The following is an 18178-nucleotide window of genomic DNA, read 5'->3' on the forward strand; positions in this document are numbered from 1 at the left end:
GCTCGGTGCGGCTGGGACACTGGGATGCATGGGTGCTGACCACACCGCGACCGAGAAGTCGGCGCGGCTGTTCGCCGATGCGTGCGCTGTCATCCCCGGCGGGGTAAACTCCCCGGTCCGGGCGTTCAACGCCGTCGGCGGCACGCCTCGCTTCATCACGTCGGCGAGCGGCTACTGGCTGACCGACGCCGACGGCAACCGCTACGTCGACCTCGTCTGCTCGTGGGGCCCGATGATCCTCGGCCACGCCCACCCGGCGGTCGTGGAGGCGGTGCAGGGCGTCGCCGCCCATGGTCTGTCCTTCGGCGCCCCGACTCCCTCGGAGACCGAGCTGGCCACCGAGATCATCGGCCGCGTCGCGCCCGTGGAGCGGTTGCGGATGGTCAACTCCGGCACCGAGGCCACGATGAGCGCGATCCGGCTGGCCCGCGGATTCACCGGCCGCCCCAAGATCGTCAAATTCTCCGGCTGCTACCACGGCCACAGCGACGCCCTGCTCGCCGACGCCGGATCCGGTGTCGCCACGCTGGGGCTGCCGTCGTCGCCGGGCGTGACCGGCGCGGCCACCGCCGACACCATCGTGCTGCCCTACAACAACGTCGCCGCGGTCGAAGAGGTGTTCGGCGAGCTCGGCGACCAGATCGCCGCCGTCATCACCGAATCCAGCCCCGGCAACATGGGCGCGGTCCCACCGGAACCCGGCTACAACGCGGCGCTGCGCCGCATCACCGCCGACCACGGCGCGCTGCTGATCCTCGACGAGGTGATGACCGGTTTCCGGGTCAGCCGCTCGGGCTGGTACGGGCTCGATCCCGTCGACGGCGACCTGTTCGCCTTCGGCAAGGTCATGAGCGGCGGCCTGCCCGCCGCGGCGTTCGGTGGCCGCGCTGAGGTGATGGAACGCCTCGCGCCGCTGGGCCCGGTGTACCAGGCCGGCACCCTGTCCGGGAACCCCGTCGCGATGGCCGCCGGCCTGGCGACGCTGCGCACCGCCGACGACAGCGTGTACGCGGCGCTCGACGCCAACGCCGACCGGCTGGCCGGCCTGCTCACCGGCGCGCTCACCGGCGCCGGCGTTACCCACCGCGTCCAGCGGGGCGGCAACATGCTGTCGGTGTTCTTCTCCGCCGAACCGGTCACCGACTTCGCCACCGCCCGCGCCACCGAGACCTGGCGCTTCCCGCCGTTCTTCCACGCCCTGCTCGACGCCGGCGTCTATCCGCCGCCCAGCGCGTTCGAAGCGTGGTTCGTCTCCGCGGCCCTCGACGACGAGGCGTTCGACCGCATCGCCGCCGCGCTGCCCGCCGCGGCCCGCGCCGCAGCGGAAGCGACGAAGCCCGCATGACCGACAAAACGATCGTGCACGTGATGCGTCACGGCGAGGTGCACAACCCCGACGGCGTCCTCTACGGCCGGCTGCCCGACTACCACCTGTCCGAACGCGGCCGGGCGCAGGCCGAGGCCGTCGCCGCATGGCTTGCCCACCGCGACATCGTCTACGTGGTGGCCTCTCCGCTGGAGCGCGCCCAGGAGACCGCAGGCCCCATCGCCGCGGCGCACGGGCTGTCGATCGACACCGACGACGAACTGATCGAATCGCTCAACGTCTTCCAGGGCAAGAAGGTCTCACCCGGTGACGGTGCGCTGCGCAATCCGGTCAACTGGCGTCACCTGCGCAACCCCCGCACCCCGTCGTGGGGTGAGCCGTACAACGACATCGCCGCGCGGATGACGGCGGCGCTGCACCGGGCGCGGGAGAAGGCCGCAGGCCACGAGGCGGTGTGTGTCAGCCATCAGCTGCCGGTGGAGACGCTGCGCCGCGCGATGACGGGCAAACCGCTGCACCACTTCCCGACCAGGCGGCTGTGCAACCTCGCCTCGGTCACCTCGTTCTATTTCCACGGCGACGCCTACGTCGGGTGGGGATACGCGGAGTTGTCCGGACAGTGAGGCGGTGGTGGATTGTGCTGGCTAGCGTGGCGGTGGTCGCGCTCGCCGGCTGCTCCACCGGTGACGACGCCGTCGCGCAGGGCGGCACCTTCGAATTCGTGGCACCCGGCGGCAAGACCGACATCTTCTACGATCCGCCCGCCGACCGCGGCCGGCCCGGCGCGCTGACCGGCCCCGACCTGCTCGACCCGGCCAAGACACTGTCGCTCGACGACTTCGCGGGCCAGGTCGTCGTGATCAACGTGTGGGGTCAATGGTGTGCGCCGTGCCGCACCGAGATCGGCGAGCTGCAGAAGGTCTACGAGGCCACCCGCGCCGACGGCGTCGCATTCCTCGGCATCGACGTACGCGACAACAACCGCGAGGCCGCCGTCGACTTCGTCCGCGATCGCGGCATCACGTTCCCGTCCATCTACGACCCGCCGATGCGCACGATGATCGCGTTCGGCGGCAAGTACCCGACCACGGTCATCCCGTCGACCGTCGTCCTCGACCGTGAGCACCGGGTCGCGGCGGTGTTCCTGCGGGAACTGCTCGCCGAGGACCTGCAGCCCGTCGTCGAGCGCCTCGCCGCACAGCCTCAACCGGGGACGCAGCCGTGACCGGGTTCGCCGAGATCGCCGCGGCCGGGCCGGTGGTGCTGGCGCTGGGCGTCTGCGTGCTGGCCGGGCTGGTGTCGTTCGCGTCGCCGTGCGTGGTGCCGCTGGTGCCCGGCTATCTGTCGTATCTGGCAGCGGTGGTGGGGGTCGACGACGACAAAACCGACGGCACCGAGCCGCAGCCCGGTGGTGTCGCCGTGCGCGCGCGGCGGCTGAAAGTCGCGGGCGCCGCCGCGCTGTTCGTCGCCGGTTTCACCGCGGTGTTCCTGCTCGGCACCGTCGCGGTGCTCGGTATGACGACGACGCTCATCACCAATCAGCTTTTGCTGCAACGTATCGGCGGCGTGGTCACGATCCTGATGGGCCTGGTGTTCGTGGGGCTCGTCCCCGCGCTGCAGCGCCAGGCCCGGTTCACCCCGCGGCAGCTGTCCACCGTCGCCGGTGCGCCGTTGCTGGGCGCGGTGTTCGCGCTGGGCTGGACGCCGTGTCTCGGGCCGACGCTGACCGGGGTGATCACCGTCGCCTCGGCCACCGACGGCGCCAGCGTCGCGCGCGGTGTGGCCCTGGTCATCGCGTACTGCCTCGGCCTCGGCATCCCGTTCGTGCTGCTGGCCTTCGGTTCGGCGCGGGCGGTGCACGGGCTGGGCTGGCTGCGCCGGCACACCCGCACCATCCAGATCTTCGGGGGAGTGCTGCTGCTCATCGTGGGCACCGCTCTGGTGACGGGGTTGTGGAACGACTTCGTGGCCTGGGTGCGTGATGCGTTCGTCAGCGACGTGAGGCTCCCGATCTGATGGTCACGTCCTCCCCGCGAGCAGACACAAAACTGCCCGAAAATCGCCGAAAATGGACACCTTTGCGTCTGCTCGCGTACGGGCGCAACACCTGGCGGACGCTCACGTCCATGGGCACCGCACTGGTGCTGCTGTTCCTGCTGGCGCTCGCGGCCATCCCGGGCGCCCTGCTGCCGCAACGCAGCCTCAACGAGACCAAGGTCGCCGAATACCTCGCCGAACACCCCACACTCGGCCCGTGGCTGGACCGGCTGCAGGCCTTCGACGTGTTCTCCAGTTTCTGGTTCACCGCCATCTACGTGCTGCTGTTCATCTCGCTCGTGGGCTGTCTGACACCGCGACTCGTCGAGCACGCCAAGAGCCTGCGGGCGGTTCCGGTGCCCGCCCCGCGGAACCTGAGCCGGCTGCCCAAACACCACACCGCGCAGGTCGCAGGGGATCCGCAGCAGGTCGCGGCATCGATCAGCGAGCAACTCAAGGGGTGGCGCAAGGTCACCCGAGCCGAGGGCGAAGCGACCGAGATCTCCGCGGAGAAGGGTTATCTGCGCGAGTTCGGCAACATCGTCTTCCACTTCTCGCTGCTCGGTCTGCTCGTCGCGATCGCCGCGGGCAAGCTGTTCGGCTACGAGGGCAACGTCATCGTCATCGCCGACGGCGGCCCCGGCTTCTGTTCGGCCTCACCCGCCGCGTTCGACTCGTTCCGCGCCGGCAACACCGTCGACGGCACCTCGCTGTATCCGATCTGCCTCAAGGTCAACGAGTTTCAGGCCGACTACCTCGACAACGGCCAGGCCACGTCGTTCTCCGCGGACATCGAATACCAGGCCGGCGACGACCTGACGACGGGGACGTGGCGGCCCTACGAGCTCAAGGTCAACGAACCACTGCGCGTCGGCGGTGACCGGGTGTACCTGCAGGGCCACGGGTACGCGCCGACGTTCACCGTCACCTTCCCCGACGGGCAGACCCGCACCCAGACCCTGCAGTGGCGGCCCGACGACCAGTCGACGTTCCTGTCGTCGGGGGTGATGCGCTTCGACCCGCCCGCGGGCACCTACCCCGACGCCGACGAACGCCGCAAGAATCAGATCGCGATCCAGGGGCTGTTCGCGCCGACCCAGTCGTTGCACGGCACGCTGTTGTCGTCGAGCTTCCCCGCGCTGCGCGACCCCGGCGTCGCGATCGACGTCTACCGCGGGGACACGGGGCTGGACTCCGGCAGGCCGCAGAACATCTTCACCCTCGACGAGCGCCTGATCGGCCAGGGCCGGCTCACCCGCGAAGCCAGGGTCAACCTCAGCGTCGGCGGCGAAACCCGCCTCGACGACGGCACCGTCATCCGGTTCGACGGTGCGGTGCCGTTCGTCAACGTCCAGGTGTCGCACGACCCGGCGCAGATCTGGGTGCTGGTGTTCGCGATGACGATGATGGCGGGTCTGCTGGTCTCGCTGATCGTGCGGCGCCGCCGGGTCTGGGTTCGGATCACCCCGGCGCATCCGGGTACCGTTAGCGTCGAATTGGGCGGGCTGGCCCGCACCGACAACTCCGGGTGGGGCGAGGAGTTCGAGCGGTTGACGGTGCGGCTGTTGGCCGGCCACCCCGACGCTGGTCACACTGACGCCGGCCACCCCGACACGAAAGCCGACGCCGTGTCAGGAGAGAAGGTCACATGAACAGTCCCGAGATCGACCTCGGTCTGGCCCGGTACTCGGACTGGGCGTTCACCTCATCGGTGGTGGTCCTGGTGGCGGCGCTGCTGCTGCTCGCGGTCGAACTGGCCTACAGCCGCAGCCGCAAGGTCGACGACCGGGAACTGGTCGGAGCCGCCGCGGCGGCGACATCGGGCGCTGCCGTCGGCGCCGACAGCGCGCGCCCGGGCATCGTCTCCGACGTCCCGCGGCGTCCGCTCGACGAACGCATCGGTTCGGCCGGGTTGGCGCTGGTGTACGTCGGCACCGCGTTGCTGCTGGCGTGCATCGTGCTGCGCGGACTGTCCACCTCACGGGTGCCGTGGGGCAACATGTACGAGTTCATCAACCTGACGGCGTTCTGCGGTCTGGTGGCCGCCGCGGTGGTGCTGCGCCGCCCGCAATACCGCGCGCTGTGGGTTTTCGTGCTCCTCCCGGTGCTCATCCTGTTGACGGTGTCAGGGCGCTGGCTGTACTCCCACGCCGCACCCGTCATGCCCGCGCTGCAGTCCTACTGGCTGCCCATCCACGTCTCGGTGGTCAGCCTCGGCTCGGGGGTGTTCCTCGTGGGCGGTGTGGCCAGCATCCTGTTCCTGGTCAAGATGTCGCGGCTCGGACAACCCGGACACGACGGGGTCGTCGCGCGCGTCGTCCAGCGGCTGCCCGACGCACAGACCCTCGACCGCATCGCGTACCGCACGACGATCTTCGCGTTCCCGGTGTTCGGTTTCGGCGTGATCTTCGGCGCCATCTGGGCCGAGGAGGCCTGGGGCCGTTATTGGGGCTGGGACCCCAAGGAGACGGTGTCGTTCATCGCGTGGGTGGTCTACGCCGCCTATCTGCACGCCCGGTCGACCGCGGGATGGCGCGACCGCAAGGCCGCCTGGATCAACGTCGCCGGCTTCGTGGCGATGGTGTTCAACCTGTTCTTCATCAACCTCGTCACCGTCGGCCTGCACTCCTACGCCGGAGTGGGCTGATGGGTGACCACTCGCCGGGCGGGTTCCGGGCTCAGCAGCGGTTCCGTGATCCGGCCGCCGAGGAGCCGCAGGCGCCGCCGGAGTGGTCTGCCCCCACCCCGCCGGCCGGGATGCCGGTCGTCGATCCCGCTGCGGTCCAACCGGTGCCGCCGACGCCCGCGGTCGCCCCGCCCGTCACCGAACCGCAGCATCCGGTGTCGCAGCCGCTGCCGGTCCCGCCGACGCCGTACCTCGATCTGTCCACGGTGGCGCTGCTCGGCCAGCCCAAACCCGCGCCCTCGCACGGCTGGCGCAAGTGGCTGTATCTGGCGACGTTCAAGACCGTCAACATCGGCGAGAGCCCCAAGGCCGCGGAACAGGACAGCCTCATCACGCGGGTCAAACAACCGCTGGGCGGCTGCTATCGGATCGCGGTCCTGTCGCTGAAGGGTGGCGTGGGCAAGACCACGATCACCGCCACCATGGGCGCGACGTTCGCGTCGATCCGCGGTGACCGGGTGGTGGCCGTCGATGCCAACCCCGACCGGGGCACGCTGAGCCAGAAGGTGCCGTTGGAGACGACGGCCACGGTGCGCCACCTGCTGCGCGACGCCGAGGGTATCGAGCGCTACAGCGACGTCCGCGCGTACACCTCGCAGGGGCCGAGCCGCCTGGAGGTGCTGGCCTCCGAGACCGATCCGGCGGTGTCGGAGGCGTTCAGCTCTGACGACTACACCCGCACGCTCGAGGTGCTCGAACGCTATTACAGCCTGGTGCTCACCGACTGCGGAACCGGGTTGATGCATTCGGCGATGACGGCCGTGCTGGCGAACGCCGATGTCCTGGTGGTGATCAGTTCCGGTTCGGTCGACGGAGCGCGCAGCGCATCAGCGACCCTGGACTGGCTGGACGCACACGGCCACCAGGCGCTGGTGGCCAACGCGATCGCCGTCATCAACGCGGTACGGCCGCGCTCGGGCAAGGTGGATCTGCAGAAGGTCTCCGACCACTTCTCCCGGCGGTGCCGCGCGGTGCGGGTGGTGCCGTTCGACCCGCATCTGGAAGAGGGCGCCGAGATCAGCCTGGAACGGCTGAGGCCGACGACCCGGGATGCGTTGCTCGAACTGGCGGGTGTCGTGGCCGACGGGTTCGCCGGGGCCGCGCGCCGCGACGACGGACGCGGCTAGCCGGCCCGGCCGACAGCGGGCGCCGGCGATCGCCGCGGTGCTACTGCCGCGGGTTGTTGTCGTCCTGACCGAGACGCCGGAGAAAATCCGGGTCGTCGTCGGGTCCGATCACCCGCGGCTGCGGCCGGCTTCCACCGGACCGCATGAGCCGCCAACCGATGTAGAACAGACCGGCCAGAACGAGTAACAGGAGCAAATACGCCACACAAACCTCCTGACATCGAATATACGCGCCGTCGGTAGGCTCAGGTGCGTGTCAGAAGGTCGGCAAGGTCCCCGTCTCGTCGCCGATGTGCTCGTCTACGTCGGGGCGCGTCTGTTACTGGTTGCGGTGCTCGCGGCGGCGATCCTCGGGGTCGGTCGCCTGCTCGGGCTGCAAGACTTCCCGTTCGTCATCGCGATCCTGTTCGCGATCGTGATCGCGTTCCCGCTGGGCATTTGGCTGCTCGCACCGCTTCGGCAACGGGCGACGGCGAGCATCGCCAGGTTCGACGAGCGACGGCGCCTGGACCGCGAGCAGCTGCAGGCCAGGTTGCGTGGTGACGAGCCCCCCGGTGACCCCGGGGCATGACGGCGCGGCAGGCGTTCGGCGCTGAATTCGACGGGGCCGCAGGGTTTCTCAACTCGCCCACGTACGGGTTGCCCCCGAAGTTCCTGATCCGGGCGCTGCACGACTGTCTTGCCGCGTGGCAGGCCGGAACCCTCGACGCGACGTCGTTCGATCAGCCCGTGCGCGACGGCAGGGCGGGGTACGCGGCACTGGTCGGAGTGCCCGTCGAATCGGTGGCGATGGCCGGTAGTACGTCGACGGCACTGGGTTTGGTGGCCGCCGCGATTCCGGACGGCAGCCGCGGCGCCACGCTGGCGGCTGAATTCACCAGCACCACCTTCCCGTTCGCCGCGTAGGCCGCCCGCGGGGTGTCGATCACCGAACTGCCCGCCGACGAACTCGTCGCGACCGCCGGTGATTACGACTTCGTGACGGTCAGCCTGGTCCAGTCGGCGACCGGCGCCGTGCTGGACACCGAAGCGCTGCGGGCGAGTGTGGCGGGCATCGGGACGGTCACGATCATCGACGTCACCCAGGCCGTCGGATGGAAGCGGTTGGACCTCGGATGGGCCGACGTGACTGTCGCGTCGGTCTACAAGTGGCTGCTGGCCCCGCGCGGTACGGCGTTCCTCTCGGTGAGCGAGCGCCTCGCCGGATCCATGACGCCGCACGCCGCGAACTGGTACGCCGGGGAACTGCCGTGGGAGTCGATCTACGGGCTGCCGCTGCGGTTGGCCGCCGACGCGCGGCGCTTCGACACCTCACCCGCGTGGTTCGGCGCGCTCGGCGCGGGGTTGACGCTGCCGTGGCTGGCGGGGCTCGACGCGGTGGCGGTCGAGGCGCACACCGTCGGCCTCGCCGATACGCTGCGCGCCGAACTGGACCTGCCGCCGAATCCGTCGGCGATCGTGTCGCTGCCGTCCGGCCGCCACGAACACGCCGCCGAGCGCCTGCAGCGGGCCGGCGTTCGCGCCTCGGTGCGGGCGGGGGCGGTCCGCGTCGGCTTCCACCTCTACAACACCACTGACGATCTGGATCAGCTGCTCACCGCGCTCGGGTGAGTAGAGCCCCTCCGGCGGGTATGCGTGGGTCGAAGAACGTTCCGGTTAGCGGTAATGAATCGCGACCGGTCGTCTGGAAGGCTGGGAATGTGAGTCGCTGGAGTTTGCGCTGTGCGCTGTCTGATCGTTGACGACAGCGCAAACTTTCGCGACGCCGCACGCTCGATGCTCCAGCGGGCGGGGATCGACGTGGTTGCGGTCGCATCCAACAGCGCTGAGGCGCTGATCTACTCCCGGGAGCTGGAGCCCGATGTCGCCCTGGTCGACGTGGATCTCGGTGGGGAGAGCGGGTTCGATCTCGCCGAGGAGCTCGGCCGGTCGGGTTTGCCGACAATCCCCGCGGTGATCCTGGTGTCCACCTACGCCGAACAGGATCTCGCCGAGATGATCGCCGTCAGCCCGGCCATCGGGTTCGTCTCGAAGATCTCTCTCTCTGCCAAAGCGATCCGTGACCTGTTCGTCGCCGCGAGGGGGCCGCTCACCGAGCCTCGAGGTACGTGATCACCGCACGCACCCGTCGGTGATCGTCGCCGGTCTCCGGCAGGTTCAGCTTCGTGAGGATGCTGCGCACGTGCTTTTCGACGGTGCCTTCGGTGACCCACAGCCGCCGCGCGATGCCGGCGTTCGAGCGTCCTTCGGCCATCTGCATCAGCACTTCCTGCTCGCGGGCGCTGAGCACCGCGAGCGGATCGTCCCGGCGGCGGGCCGAGACCAGTTCGTGCACCAGGGCCGGGTCGATGATCGACGCGCCCTTGGCGATGCGCTCCAGGGTGTCCACGAAGTCGGCGACATCGGTGACGCGGGTCTTGAGCAGGTAGCCGATGGAGCGTCCGGTCGCGAGCAGTTCGGTGGCGTGCTCGACCTCGACGTGCGCCGAGAGCACCAGGATCCCGGTGTCCGGGAATTCCGAGCGGATCACCCGAGCGGCGTCGAGGCCCTCGGTGGTGTGCGTGGGCGGCATCCGGATGTCGACGACGGCGAGCTGGGGCTGCGTTGCCCGCACGAGGTCGAGCAGTTCGGTGGCGTCGGCGGCCTGGCCGACGACCTCGAATCCCGAGCGGTCGAGCAGGCTGGCGAGTCCTTCGCGCAACAGCACATCGTCGTCTGCCACCACGACGCGCAGCGCACTCATGACGCGCAGCTTAACCGGCGCGGTCGCTGGGTAGCCGGTTGATCATGACGACTCACGAGGCGCTCTACGAACAGTGGATCACCCGATTGTGGGCCGGGGAACCCGTCGCCGCAGAACTGGTGACCGACGATTTCGTCGGGCACTGGCCCGATCGGGAGGTGCACGGACCCGCGGAGTTACAGGCGATCATCGACCAGACCCACGCGATGCTCTCGGACCTGACGTTCGAGATCGAGGTGGGACCGTTGATCGACGGCGATCTGGTGGCCGGGCGCTGGGTCGGCAGCGGCACCAGCGAACAGGGTCCGGCGCGCTTCACCGGCAACGACATCCTGCGGGTGGTCGACGGCAGGTTCGCCGAGTACTGGACAGGAACGTCGACGGGCTGACCGGCTCAGCCGAAGGTGAGCGCGAGCGCCACCGCGACGGCCCACACCAGCATCGTCAGCCCGGTGTCGCGCAGGACCGGGATCAGGTCTTTGCCGCCGAGGCCGCCGCGCACCGGCCGCGCCGCCCGCACGGCCAGGGGCAGCGCGACGAGGCCGGCCGCGCACCACGGTGTCGCGAGCATCAGCACCAGGGTGAGCGCGAACGCGATGAGTAGCAGCGCCTGGTAGAGCAGCCGGGTGCGGGCGTCACCGAGGCGCACGGCCAGAGTGATCTTGCCCGATTCGCGGTCGGTGGGGATGTCACGCAGATTGTTGGCGACCAGCACCGCCGACGACAGCGCACCCATCGCGACGGCCAGCGCGAGCCCGACCCAGTCGACGCGAAGCGCCTGGGTGTACTGCGTGCCCAGCACCGCCACCAGGCCGAAGAAGACGAACACCGCGATCTCGCCGAACCCGATGTAGCCGTAGGGTTTCGACCCGCCGGTGTAGAGCCACGCGCCCGCGATGCACGCCGCGCCGACGGCGATCAGCCACGGCGCACTGCTCACCGCGAGGACCAGACCGGCCACCGCGCCGACGGCGAGGCTGATCATCGCGGCGGTGAGCACCGCGCGCGGAGACGCCAGCTTGGCGCCCACCAGGCGCAGCGGCCCGGCCCGCACGTCGTCGGTGCCCCGGATGCCGTCGGAGTAGTCGTTGGCGTAATTCACCCCGATGATCAGCGCGACGGCGACGACGAGCGCCAGCAGCGCCTTCCACCACACCGCACCGTCCAGCCACGCGGCCGCTCCGGTGCCGGCGATCACCGGCGAGACGGCGTTGGGCAGCGTGCGGGGGCGGGCGCCTTCGACCCATTCGGCGAAACTTGCCACGGGCGCAATCGTCGCACGGCGGGCGTCACCCCTCTCTCACCGCGGCGGAATCCGGATGGTCGACAATGGGCGGATGCTTGGAGTGATCGGCGGAAGCGGCTTCTATTCGTTCTTCGGCCCGGATGCGCGCAGCGTCAGTCTCGACACCCCCTACGGCGCCCCGAGCGCGCCGATCACGGTCGGCGCCGTCGGTGCGCACGAGGTGGCGTTCCTGCCCCGGCACGGCGTCGACCACGAGTACTCCCCGCACACCGTGCCGTACCGAGCCAACATGTGGGCGTTGCGCGCGCTGGGCGTGCGGCGGATCTTCGGGCCGTGCGCGGTGGGCAGCCTGACGCCCGAGCTCGGCCCGGGCTCGATGGTGGTGCCCGATCAGCTCGTGGATCGCACGAGTGGGCGTGCCGACACCTACTTCGATTCCGGCGGCGTGCACGTCAGTTTCGCCGATCCGTATTGCCCCTCGCTGCGCGCGGCGGCCACCGGACTGCCCGGTGTCGTCGACGGCGGCACGATGGTGGTCATCCAGGGCCCGCGGTTCTCCACCCGCGCGGAGAGCAAGTGGTTCGCCAACCAGGGTTTCACGCTGGTCAACATGACCGGTCACCCGGAGGCCGTGCTGGCTCGTGAGCTTGAGATGTGTTATGCCGCAATCGCACTGGTGACCGATCTGGATGCGGGTATCGATAGCGGAACGGCGGTCCGGGCTGTTGATGTCTTCGCCGAGTTCCAGCGCAACCTCGTACCGTTCAAGAAGCTGGTGTTCGAGGCGATCGACCAGGTGGCCGTCGAGCGGACGTGTGCGCACTGTCTGCCGCACGACGGGGTGACGCTGCCGATCGAGTTGCCGTGAGGGTGCTGCTGACCGGGGCGGCCGGGTTCATCGGCTCCCGGGTGCGCGCGGCGCTGGAAGGAGCGGGCCACGACGTCGTCGCCGTCGACGCGATGCTGCCCGCGGCGCACGGCCGGGGTGCGCAGGCCCCTGCGCAGACACACCTCGTCGACGTCCGTGACGCCGCCGCGCTGGCCCCACTGCTCGACGGTGTCGACGTGGTCTGCCATCAGGCCGCGGTGGTCGGTGCCGGGGTCAACGCGGCCGACGCGCCGTCGTACGGCAGCCACAACGACTACGGCACCACCGTGCTGCTCGCCGAGATGTTCGCCGCGGGCTGCCGAAAACTGGTGCTGGCGTCGTCGATGGTGGTCTACGGCCAGGGCCGGTTCGACTGTCCCGAACACGGCCCCGTCGACCCCTTGCCGCGTACCCGCACCGATCTGGACGCCGGTGTGTTCGAGCACCGCTGCCCGGTGTGTGGTGCGGAACTGCAGTGGCGGCTGGTTGGCGAGGATGAGCCGCTACGCCCCCGAAGCCTCTACGCGGCAAGTAAAGTCGCGCAGGAGCACTACGCGCTGGCTTGGAGTGACGCTGTCGGAGGCTCCGTCGTGGCGCTGCGCTACCACAACGTCTACGGCCCCCACATGCCTCGCGACACCCCCTACAGCGGGGTCGCGGCGATCTTCCGGTCCGAACTCGAGAACGGCGACGTGCCGAGGGTTTTCGAGGACGGCGGGCAGATGCGCGACTTCGTCCACGTCGACGACGTCGCGGCGGCCAACCTGGCCGCGGTCGAGGCGCGGGTTGCGGGGTTCGAGGCCTTCAACGTGTGCTCCGGCCGGCCGATCTCCATCATCGAGGTCGCCACCGAACTGTGCGATATCCGCGGCGCCGCAGCACCATTGGTCACCGGACAGTACCGCAGCGGCGACGTGCGCCACATCGTCGCCTCGCCGCTGCGGGCGGCCGAGGAGTTGGGTTTCCGGGCCGCGGTTGACCCGCGGGACGGGTTGCGGGAATTCGCTTACGCGCCGTTGCGGATGTGATGTGCGCCGCTGGACACGCATCCTGGTTATCGTCGTCCTCGTGGCGACAGGAGCGTTGGCGCTGCTGTGGACACAGCAGCGCCGGTTGATCTACTTCCCCGCACCGGGTCCCGTGCCGTCGGCGACCGCGGTGTGGTCCGGCGCGCGCGATGTCGTGGTGCGCACCGCCGACGGTGTGGATCTCGGCGCCTGGTTCTTTCCGGCCGCCGAGCGAGGGCCGGCGGCAGTCGTGTTCAACGGCAACGGTGGCGACCGGTCGATGCGTGCGGCGCTGGCCCTGGCGCTGCGACGGACGGGGCTGTCGGTCCTGCTGTTCGACTACCGCGGCTTCGGCGGCAATCCGGGCCGACCCAGCGAGGAGGGGTTGGCCGCCGACGCCCGCGCGGCCCGCGACTGGTTGGCCGCGCAACCGGAGGTCGACCCGGGCCGTCTGGTGTACTTCGGCGAATCGTTGGGCGGCGCAGTCGCGGTGCGTCTCGCCGTCGAACGACCGCCCGCCGCGTTGATACTGCGGTCGCCGTTCACCTCACTGCCCGACGTGGGCGCGGTGCACTACCCGTGGTTACCGGTGCGGCGGTTGCTGATCGACCGCTACCCGTCGATCGACCGGATCGCGGGGGTGGATGCTCCGCTGTTGGTGATCGCGGGGGACCGTGACGACATCGTCCCGATCGAGCTCAGCCGGCGGCTGTTCGACGCCGCGGCCGAACCCAAGGAGTTCGTGCTCGTACCGGGTGCCGGGCACAACGACCCGGTGATGCTCGACGGGCGGCTGATGATCGAGGGGATCGACCGATTCCTCGGGCACACCTCGGTGCTGGGCCCGTAGCGCGGGGCGATACTGACTGCGTGAAAACCGGCATATGTGAACAGTTCGGCATCGACTTCCCGCTCTTCGCGTTCAGCCACTGCCGCGACGTCGTCGCCGCGGTGACGAACGCCGGCGGTTTCGGGGTGCTGGGGGCGACCGCCTACACCCCCGAGCAGCTGGACCGGGAACTCAGCTGGATCGACGCGCAGGTCGGCGGTAAGCCGTACGGCGCGGACATCATCGTGCCGGCCAAGTTCGAGGGCAAGGGCGAGAACCTCTCGCGCGGTCAGCTGGTCGACCGGATCCCTGCCGAGTACCGCGATTTCGTCACCCAGCTGCTCGCCGACCACGACATCGAGCTCGACGCCGCGCCGCGCCTCGGCGGGTCGTCGCTGTCCGGTGACACCGGCCGCGAACTGCTCGACGTCGCGATGAGCCACCCGATCAAGCTGATCGCCAACGCGCTCGGCGTCCCGCCGGACTACATGATCGAGGCGGGCCGCGAACGCGGTGTGCCGGTCGCCGCGCTCGTCGGCGCGCGTGAACACGCCGTCAAGCAGGTCGCCGCCGGCGTCGACCTGATCATCGCGCAGGGCACCGAGGCGGGCGGGCACTGCGGCGAGGTCTCGACGCTGGTGCTCATCCCCGAAGTGATCGAAGCCGTCGAAGCAAGGGTGCCGGTGCTCGCCGCGGGTGGCATCGTCACCGGCAGACAGATGGCGGCGACGGTCGCGATGGGGGCCGACGGGGCGTGGACGGGTTCAGTGTGGCTGACCACCGAGGAGGCCGAGACCGCGCCGCACACAGTGCAGAAGATGCTTGCCGCCACGTCGCGGGACGCGGTGCGCTCGGCGGGCCGCACCGGTAAGCCGGCTCGCCAGCTCCGGTCGGACTGGACCGACGCGTGGGCGCCGCGGGGGAGCATGCCGCCACTGCCGTTGCCGCTGCAGAACATGCTCGTCGAACCGCTGCTGCGCCGTGTGGATGTGCTTGCCGCGCAGGGCCATCCAGGCGCGCAGGCGTTGGCGACCTACTTCGTCGGCCAGGGTGTCGGCCTGATGGACAAGGTGAAGCCGGCACGCGAGGTCGTCCGCGAATTCATCGAGGACTATCTGGCCGCCGCCGAACGGCTGGGCGACTCGCTGCCCGACTGACGGGCAGGTGTCCGCTTCGCGGTCGAGGTGTCGGGGAATAGCGTTGTGGTGATGAGTCGTGAAAGACCTCGGGTACTGATCATCGGCGGCGGGTTCGGCGGCTTGTTCTGCGCGCGGCGGTTGTCCCGCGTCGACGTGGACGTCACCCTCCTGGACCGCGCCGCCGGGCACCTGTTCCAGCCGCTGCTGTACCAGTGCGCCACGGGCAAGTTGAGCATCGGACACATCAGCCGTTCGTTACGCGAGGAGTTCGCGGGCCACCGCAACATCAGGACGCTGTTGGGTGAGGCCGTCGAACTCGATCCGGTCGCCCGTTCTGTCACCGTGCTGCGGCCGGACGAGACCACGTTCACCATCGATTACGACGTGTTGATCCTCGCCGCCGGGATGCGGCAGTCCTACCTCGGCAACGAGCATTTCGCCCAGTGGGCCCCGGGCATGAAGACCCTCGACGACGCACTCGACATCCGACAGCGCCTGTTCACCGCATTCGAGATCGCCGAGACCCTGCCGCCGGGACCGGAACGGACCAGTTGGCTGACCTTCGCGGTGGCAGGTGGCGGCCCCACCGGGGTGGAACTGGCCGGCCAGATCCGTGAGGTGGCCACCCGCACGCTGGCGAAGGAGTTCCACAGCATCGAACCGGAAGAGGCCAGGGTGCTGCTCTTCGACGGCGGCGACCGGGTGCTGAAGAGCTTCGCACCCGACCTCGCGCTGAAAGCCAACGACACCTTGCGAGACCTCGGTGTCGAGTTGCATTTCGGGGTGCATGTGACGGACGTGGACCGCGACGGCATCGCCGTCACACCGAAGAAGGGCGGCCCCGAGGAGCGGTTCGCGACACGGACCGTGCTGTGGACCGCCGGTGTGGAGGCCGTCCCCTTCGCCCGCCACGTCGCGCAGGTCCTCGGCGCGGAGACCGACCGCGCCGGTCGGATCGCGGTCGAACCGGACCTGACCGTCGCCGGACACCCCGAGATCTTCGTCATCGGTGATCTGGCCGGACGTGACAAGCTGCCCGGCGTCGCGGAGAACGCGATGCAGGGCGGCCTTCACGCTGCTGCCTGCATCCGCCGTGACCTCGCGGGTCGGTCCCGACGTCCCTACCGGTACCGCGATCTCGGGTCTGCCGCCTACATCAGCCACGGGCACGCACTCCTGCAGGTCGGGCCTGTTCGCCTCTCCGGATACGCGGGGTGGGTGGCGTGGGGGCTGTTGCACATCGCCTTCCTCACCGGAGTCAGCAATCGCATCAGCACGGTCGCCACCTGGCTGGCGTCGATAGCCCGCGCCGACCGCTACCACCGGGCGTTCATGCTCGGCGCCGCGGACCGGCACGCCGAGCGGTACACGTATTCATCGTGGGATCTGCCGGACCCCGCACCGGAAGACCGAGGTGCCTCGACGCAACCGGGCTCAGTCGTCGACGGCCAGCGGTAACCGCACCTCGAAGCGGGCCCCGGTGTCGAGGTTGTGCGCCGAGAGGGTGCCGCGGTGGGCTTGCACCAGGCCGGCCGCGATCGCCAGTCCCAACCCGGACCCACTGGGCAGTGACGAATCGTCGCGCGGCACCCGGTCGTTCGATCCGCGGTAGGCGACGTCGAACACCCGCGGCAGGTCGGCCTCGTCGATGCCGACCCCGGTGTCGTCGACACGGGCCCATGCCACGTCCTCGTCGGAGCCGAGCGCCAACTGCACGCGGCCGCCCTCCGGGGTGTGCGCGATGGCGTTGGCGACCAGGTTGGACAGCACCCGCACCAGCGCGCGATCGCTACCGAGCACTCGCACGGGTTTGTCGGGCAGTTCGGCGCGCAGCAGCACGCCCGCGCGTTCGGCGGCGATCCGGTGCGCGGCCAGCACGTCGTCGACCACTTCGTCGAGGGCGACCCGGTCGAAGGTCGGCTGGACCGCGCCTGCGTTGATCTTGCTCATCTCGAACAGGTCGTCGACCATCTCCGACAGGCGGATCGACTCCTGTTCGATGTGCTTGGCGTGGGCGCGCACCTCGTCCCCGCCGACCAGACCGTCGGCGATGGCCTCCGACACCGCCCGGATCCCGGCCAGCGGTGTGCGCAGATCGTGGCTGACGAACGCGACCAGTTGCCGGCGCGACATCTCGGCGGCCCGCTCGGAGTCGCGGATCTCCTGTTCCCACACCGTGCGGCGAGCCTGGTAGCGGCCGAGCATCACCGCGCCGGGAATGGTGACCACCGCGACGACCACCAGCACGACGGCGATCGGCTCGAAGGTCTGGGTGATCATGAAGCCGCTCGCGCCCAGCACGCCGGTGAAGGTGGCCAGTACGGGGATCAGCACCAGCACGACCATGCTGACCGCCAGCGACCACGTCCGGGCCAGCCGGATGATCAGCGCACCGGCCAGCACCACGGGTATCGAACAGGCCAGCGCCCAGGCGCCGATCTCCCAGAGGTCAGTTGTCGGCACCGGTGCTCTGGCCTTCACGAGCACCGGGGGCGTCGCTCCACATGTAGCCGCGGCCCCACACCGTCTGCACCCGGTGCTGATCGCCCAGCTTCGAGCGCAACCTCTTGACGTGCACAGTCACGGTGGACAGATCACCGAAATCCCACCGCCATACCTGTTTGAGCAGCTCTTCGCGGGTGAAGACGGTGTCGGCGTGGGTGATGAAGAAGAGCAGCAGATCGAATTCGCGGTTGGTCAGGCTGACCGGCTGGCGGTCGACGGTCACCGACCGCGCGGCCGCGGAGATCGTGAGGGCGCCGACCTGCAGGTCGACCTGTGCCGCCCCGACCGGAGCGGGTGCGCGGCGCAACACCGAGCGCACGCGCAGCGCGAGTTCGCGGGGGCTGAACGGTTTGGTCAGGTAGTCGTCGGCGCCGGCTTCCAGACCGGCGATGCGGTCGTCTTCCTCGCCGAGTGCGGTCAGCAGGATGACCGGGACGGCGTGGTCGCCCCGCTGGCGCAGGGTCCGGCACAGCGTCAAGCCGTCGGGTCCGGGCATCATCACGTCGAGCACCGCCACGTCGATCCGCTCGGTGCCGAGCAGTCGCAGCGCTTCGGTGCCGTTGCGTGCGATCGCCACTTCGAGGCCGTCGCGCTCCAGGTAGCGGCGCACGACGTCGCGGACGACGGTGTCGTCATCGGCGATCAGCACCCGTGTCACCCTTTC

General features: G+C 69.8%; 20 protein-coding genes and 1 pseudogene. 16 read left to right on the forward strand and 5 right to left on the reverse strand.

From position 1 onward, the window contains the following. The first annotated feature begins 28 nt into the window (after positions 1 to 28). Genes hemL through I7X18_RS03940 form a run of 7 tightly spaced genes read left to right on the forward strand, consistent with a single transcriptional unit; the run spans position 29 to position 7177 of the window. Positions 29 to 1345 carry a glutamate-1-semialdehyde 2,1-aminomutase gene (gene hemL / locus I7X18_RS03910; protein ID WP_193044462.1) on the forward strand — a complete coding sequence of 439 codons (1317 nt, stop codon included), beginning with the start codon at positions 29 to 31 and terminating at the stop codon, positions 1343 to 1345. After that, complete coding sequence (locus I7X18_RS03915; protein WP_193044461.1) at positions 1342 to 1950, forward strand: histidine phosphatase family protein; 609 nt, start codon at positions 1342 to 1344, stop codon at positions 1948 to 1950. Before hemL ends, I7X18_RS03915 begins: the two co-directional genes overlap by 4 nt. Further along, on the forward strand, positions 1947 to 2552 hold the full coding sequence (locus I7X18_RS03920; RefSeq protein ID WP_193044460.1) for a TlpA disulfide reductase family protein: 606 nt from the start codon (positions 1947 to 1949) through the stop codon (positions 2550 to 2552). Before I7X18_RS03915 ends, I7X18_RS03920 begins: the two co-directional genes overlap by 4 nt. Then, the gene (locus tag I7X18_RS03925) at positions 2549 to 3343 is read left to right on the forward strand and encodes a cytochrome c biogenesis CcdA family protein (RefSeq protein ID WP_193044459.1); all 795 of its coding nucleotides are present in this window, start codon (positions 2549 to 2551) and stop codon (positions 3341 to 3343) included. Before I7X18_RS03920 ends, I7X18_RS03925 begins: the two co-directional genes overlap by 4 nt. After that, complete coding sequence (gene resB / locus I7X18_RS03930) at positions 3343 to 5016, forward strand: cytochrome c biogenesis protein ResB (RefSeq protein WP_226862936.1); 1674 nt, start codon at positions 3343 to 3345, stop codon at positions 5014 to 5016. The genes I7X18_RS03925 and resB overlap by 1 nt, the downstream gene beginning before the upstream one ends. After that, positions 5013 to 6011, forward strand: coding sequence for a c-type cytochrome biogenesis protein CcsB (gene ccsB / locus I7X18_RS03935; protein WP_193044457.1), 999 nt, complete (start codon positions 5013 to 5015; stop codon positions 6009 to 6011). Before resB ends, ccsB begins: the two co-directional genes overlap by 4 nt. After that, positions 6011 to 7177: a MinD/ParA family ATP-binding protein gene (locus tag I7X18_RS03940; protein ID WP_193044456.1), complete on the forward strand. Its 1167-nt coding sequence runs from the start codon at positions 6011 to 6013 to the stop codon at positions 7175 to 7177. Before ccsB ends, I7X18_RS03940 begins: the two co-directional genes overlap by 1 nt. Before the next feature lie 40 nt (positions 7178 to 7217). Here the strand turns inward: I7X18_RS03940 and I7X18_RS03945 are convergent, their stop codons facing one another. Continuing rightward, positions 7218 to 7382, reverse strand: coding sequence for a hypothetical protein (locus I7X18_RS03945; RefSeq protein ID WP_193044455.1), 165 nt, complete (start codon positions 7380 to 7382; stop codon positions 7218 to 7220). Between the two features lie 48 nt (positions 7383 to 7430). Here I7X18_RS03945 and I7X18_RS03950 point away from each other — a divergent pair, with 48 nt between their 5' ends. The 3 genes and pseudogenes from I7X18_RS03950 to I7X18_RS03960 all read left to right on the forward strand — a co-directional run bounded on the left by I7X18_RS03950 (position 7431) and on the right by I7X18_RS03960 (position 9289). Beyond that, complete coding sequence (locus I7X18_RS03950; RefSeq protein ID WP_193044454.1) at positions 7431 to 7748, forward strand: DUF4229 domain-containing protein; 318 nt, start codon at positions 7431 to 7433, stop codon at positions 7746 to 7748. Next, positions 7745 to 8788 (forward strand): annotated as a pseudogene (locus I7X18_RS03955) (aminotransferase class V-fold PLP-dependent enzyme). Before I7X18_RS03950 ends, I7X18_RS03955 begins: the two are co-directional and overlap by 4 nt. 165 nt (positions 8789 to 8953) lie before the next feature. Next, positions 8954 to 9289: a response regulator gene (locus I7X18_RS03960; protein WP_232375405.1), complete on the forward strand. Its 336-nt coding sequence runs from the start codon at positions 8954 to 8956 to the stop codon at positions 9287 to 9289. On the opposite strand, the gene I7X18_RS03965 is transcribed toward I7X18_RS03960, so the two are convergent. Next, positions 9267 to 9920, reverse strand: coding sequence for a response regulator (locus tag I7X18_RS03965; protein WP_193044452.1), 654 nt, complete (start codon positions 9918 to 9920; stop codon positions 9267 to 9269). The genes I7X18_RS03960 and I7X18_RS03965 overlap by 23 nt on opposite strands. Positions 9921 to 9964: 44 nt before the next feature. Between I7X18_RS03965 and I7X18_RS03970 the strand changes: the two genes are divergently transcribed. Beyond that, on the forward strand, positions 9965 to 10309 hold the full coding sequence (locus I7X18_RS03970; RefSeq protein ID WP_193044451.1) for an ester cyclase: 345 nt from the start codon (positions 9965 to 9967) through the stop codon (positions 10307 to 10309). 5 nt (positions 10310 to 10314) lie between these two features. Here the strand turns inward: I7X18_RS03970 and I7X18_RS03975 are convergent, their stop codons facing one another. After that, positions 10315 to 11184, reverse strand: a complete 870-nt coding sequence (locus I7X18_RS03975) for a 1,4-dihydroxy-2-naphthoate polyprenyltransferase (RefSeq protein ID WP_193044450.1) — start codon at positions 11182 to 11184, stop codon at positions 10315 to 10317. Between the two features lie 73 nt (positions 11185 to 11257). On the opposite strand from I7X18_RS03975, the gene I7X18_RS03980 reads away from it, so the two are divergent. Genes I7X18_RS03980 through I7X18_RS04000 form a run of 5 tightly spaced genes read left to right on the forward strand, consistent with a single transcriptional unit; the run spans position 11258 to position 16467 of the window. Beyond that, the gene (locus I7X18_RS03980; protein ID WP_193044449.1) at positions 11258 to 12034 is read left to right on the forward strand and encodes an S-methyl-5'-thioadenosine phosphorylase; all 777 of its coding nucleotides are present in this window, start codon (positions 11258 to 11260) and stop codon (positions 12032 to 12034) included. Then, positions 12031 to 13062 (forward strand): NAD-dependent epimerase/dehydratase family protein, encoded by a 1032-nt coding sequence (locus I7X18_RS03985; RefSeq protein ID WP_193044448.1) that lies wholly within the window; start codon positions 12031 to 12033, stop codon positions 13060 to 13062. The genes I7X18_RS03980 and I7X18_RS03985 overlap by 4 nt, the downstream gene beginning before the upstream one ends. A 1-nt stretch (position 13063) precedes the next feature. Further along, on the forward strand, positions 13064 to 13891 hold the full coding sequence (locus I7X18_RS03990; protein WP_193044447.1) for an alpha/beta hydrolase: 828 nt from the start codon (positions 13064 to 13066) through the stop codon (positions 13889 to 13891). 20 nt (positions 13892 to 13911) lie between these two features. After that, on the forward strand, positions 13912 to 15027 hold the full coding sequence (locus I7X18_RS03995; RefSeq protein WP_193044446.1) for an NAD(P)H-dependent flavin oxidoreductase: 1116 nt from the start codon (positions 13912 to 13914) through the stop codon (positions 15025 to 15027). 51 nt (positions 15028 to 15078) lie between these two features. Further along, positions 15079 to 16467 carry an NAD(P)/FAD-dependent oxidoreductase gene (locus tag I7X18_RS04000; RefSeq protein ID WP_193044445.1) on the forward strand — a complete coding sequence of 463 codons (1389 nt, stop codon included), beginning with the start codon at positions 15079 to 15081 and terminating at the stop codon, positions 16465 to 16467. On the opposite strand, the gene I7X18_RS04005 is transcribed toward I7X18_RS04000, so the two are convergent. Together I7X18_RS04005 and I7X18_RS04010 are read right to left on the reverse strand one after the other, a co-directional pair. Beyond that, on the reverse strand, positions 16444 to 17472 hold the full coding sequence (locus I7X18_RS04005; protein ID WP_193044444.1) for a sensor histidine kinase: 1029 nt from the start codon (positions 17470 to 17472) through the stop codon (positions 16444 to 16446). The genes I7X18_RS04000 and I7X18_RS04005 overlap by 24 nt on opposite strands. After that, positions 17459 to 18172 carry a response regulator transcription factor gene (locus I7X18_RS04010; RefSeq protein WP_193044443.1) on the reverse strand — a complete coding sequence of 238 codons (714 nt, stop codon included), beginning with the start codon at positions 18170 to 18172 and terminating at the stop codon, positions 17459 to 17461. Before I7X18_RS04010 ends, I7X18_RS04005 begins: the two co-directional genes overlap by 14 nt. Positions 18173 to 18178 lie beyond the last annotated feature (6 nt).

It is taken from the genome of Mycolicibacterium baixiangningiae, from assembly GCF_016313185.1.
GTDB classification, from domain to species: domain Bacteria; phylum Actinomycetota; class Actinomycetes; order Mycobacteriales; family Mycobacteriaceae; genus Mycobacterium; species Mycobacterium baixiangningiae.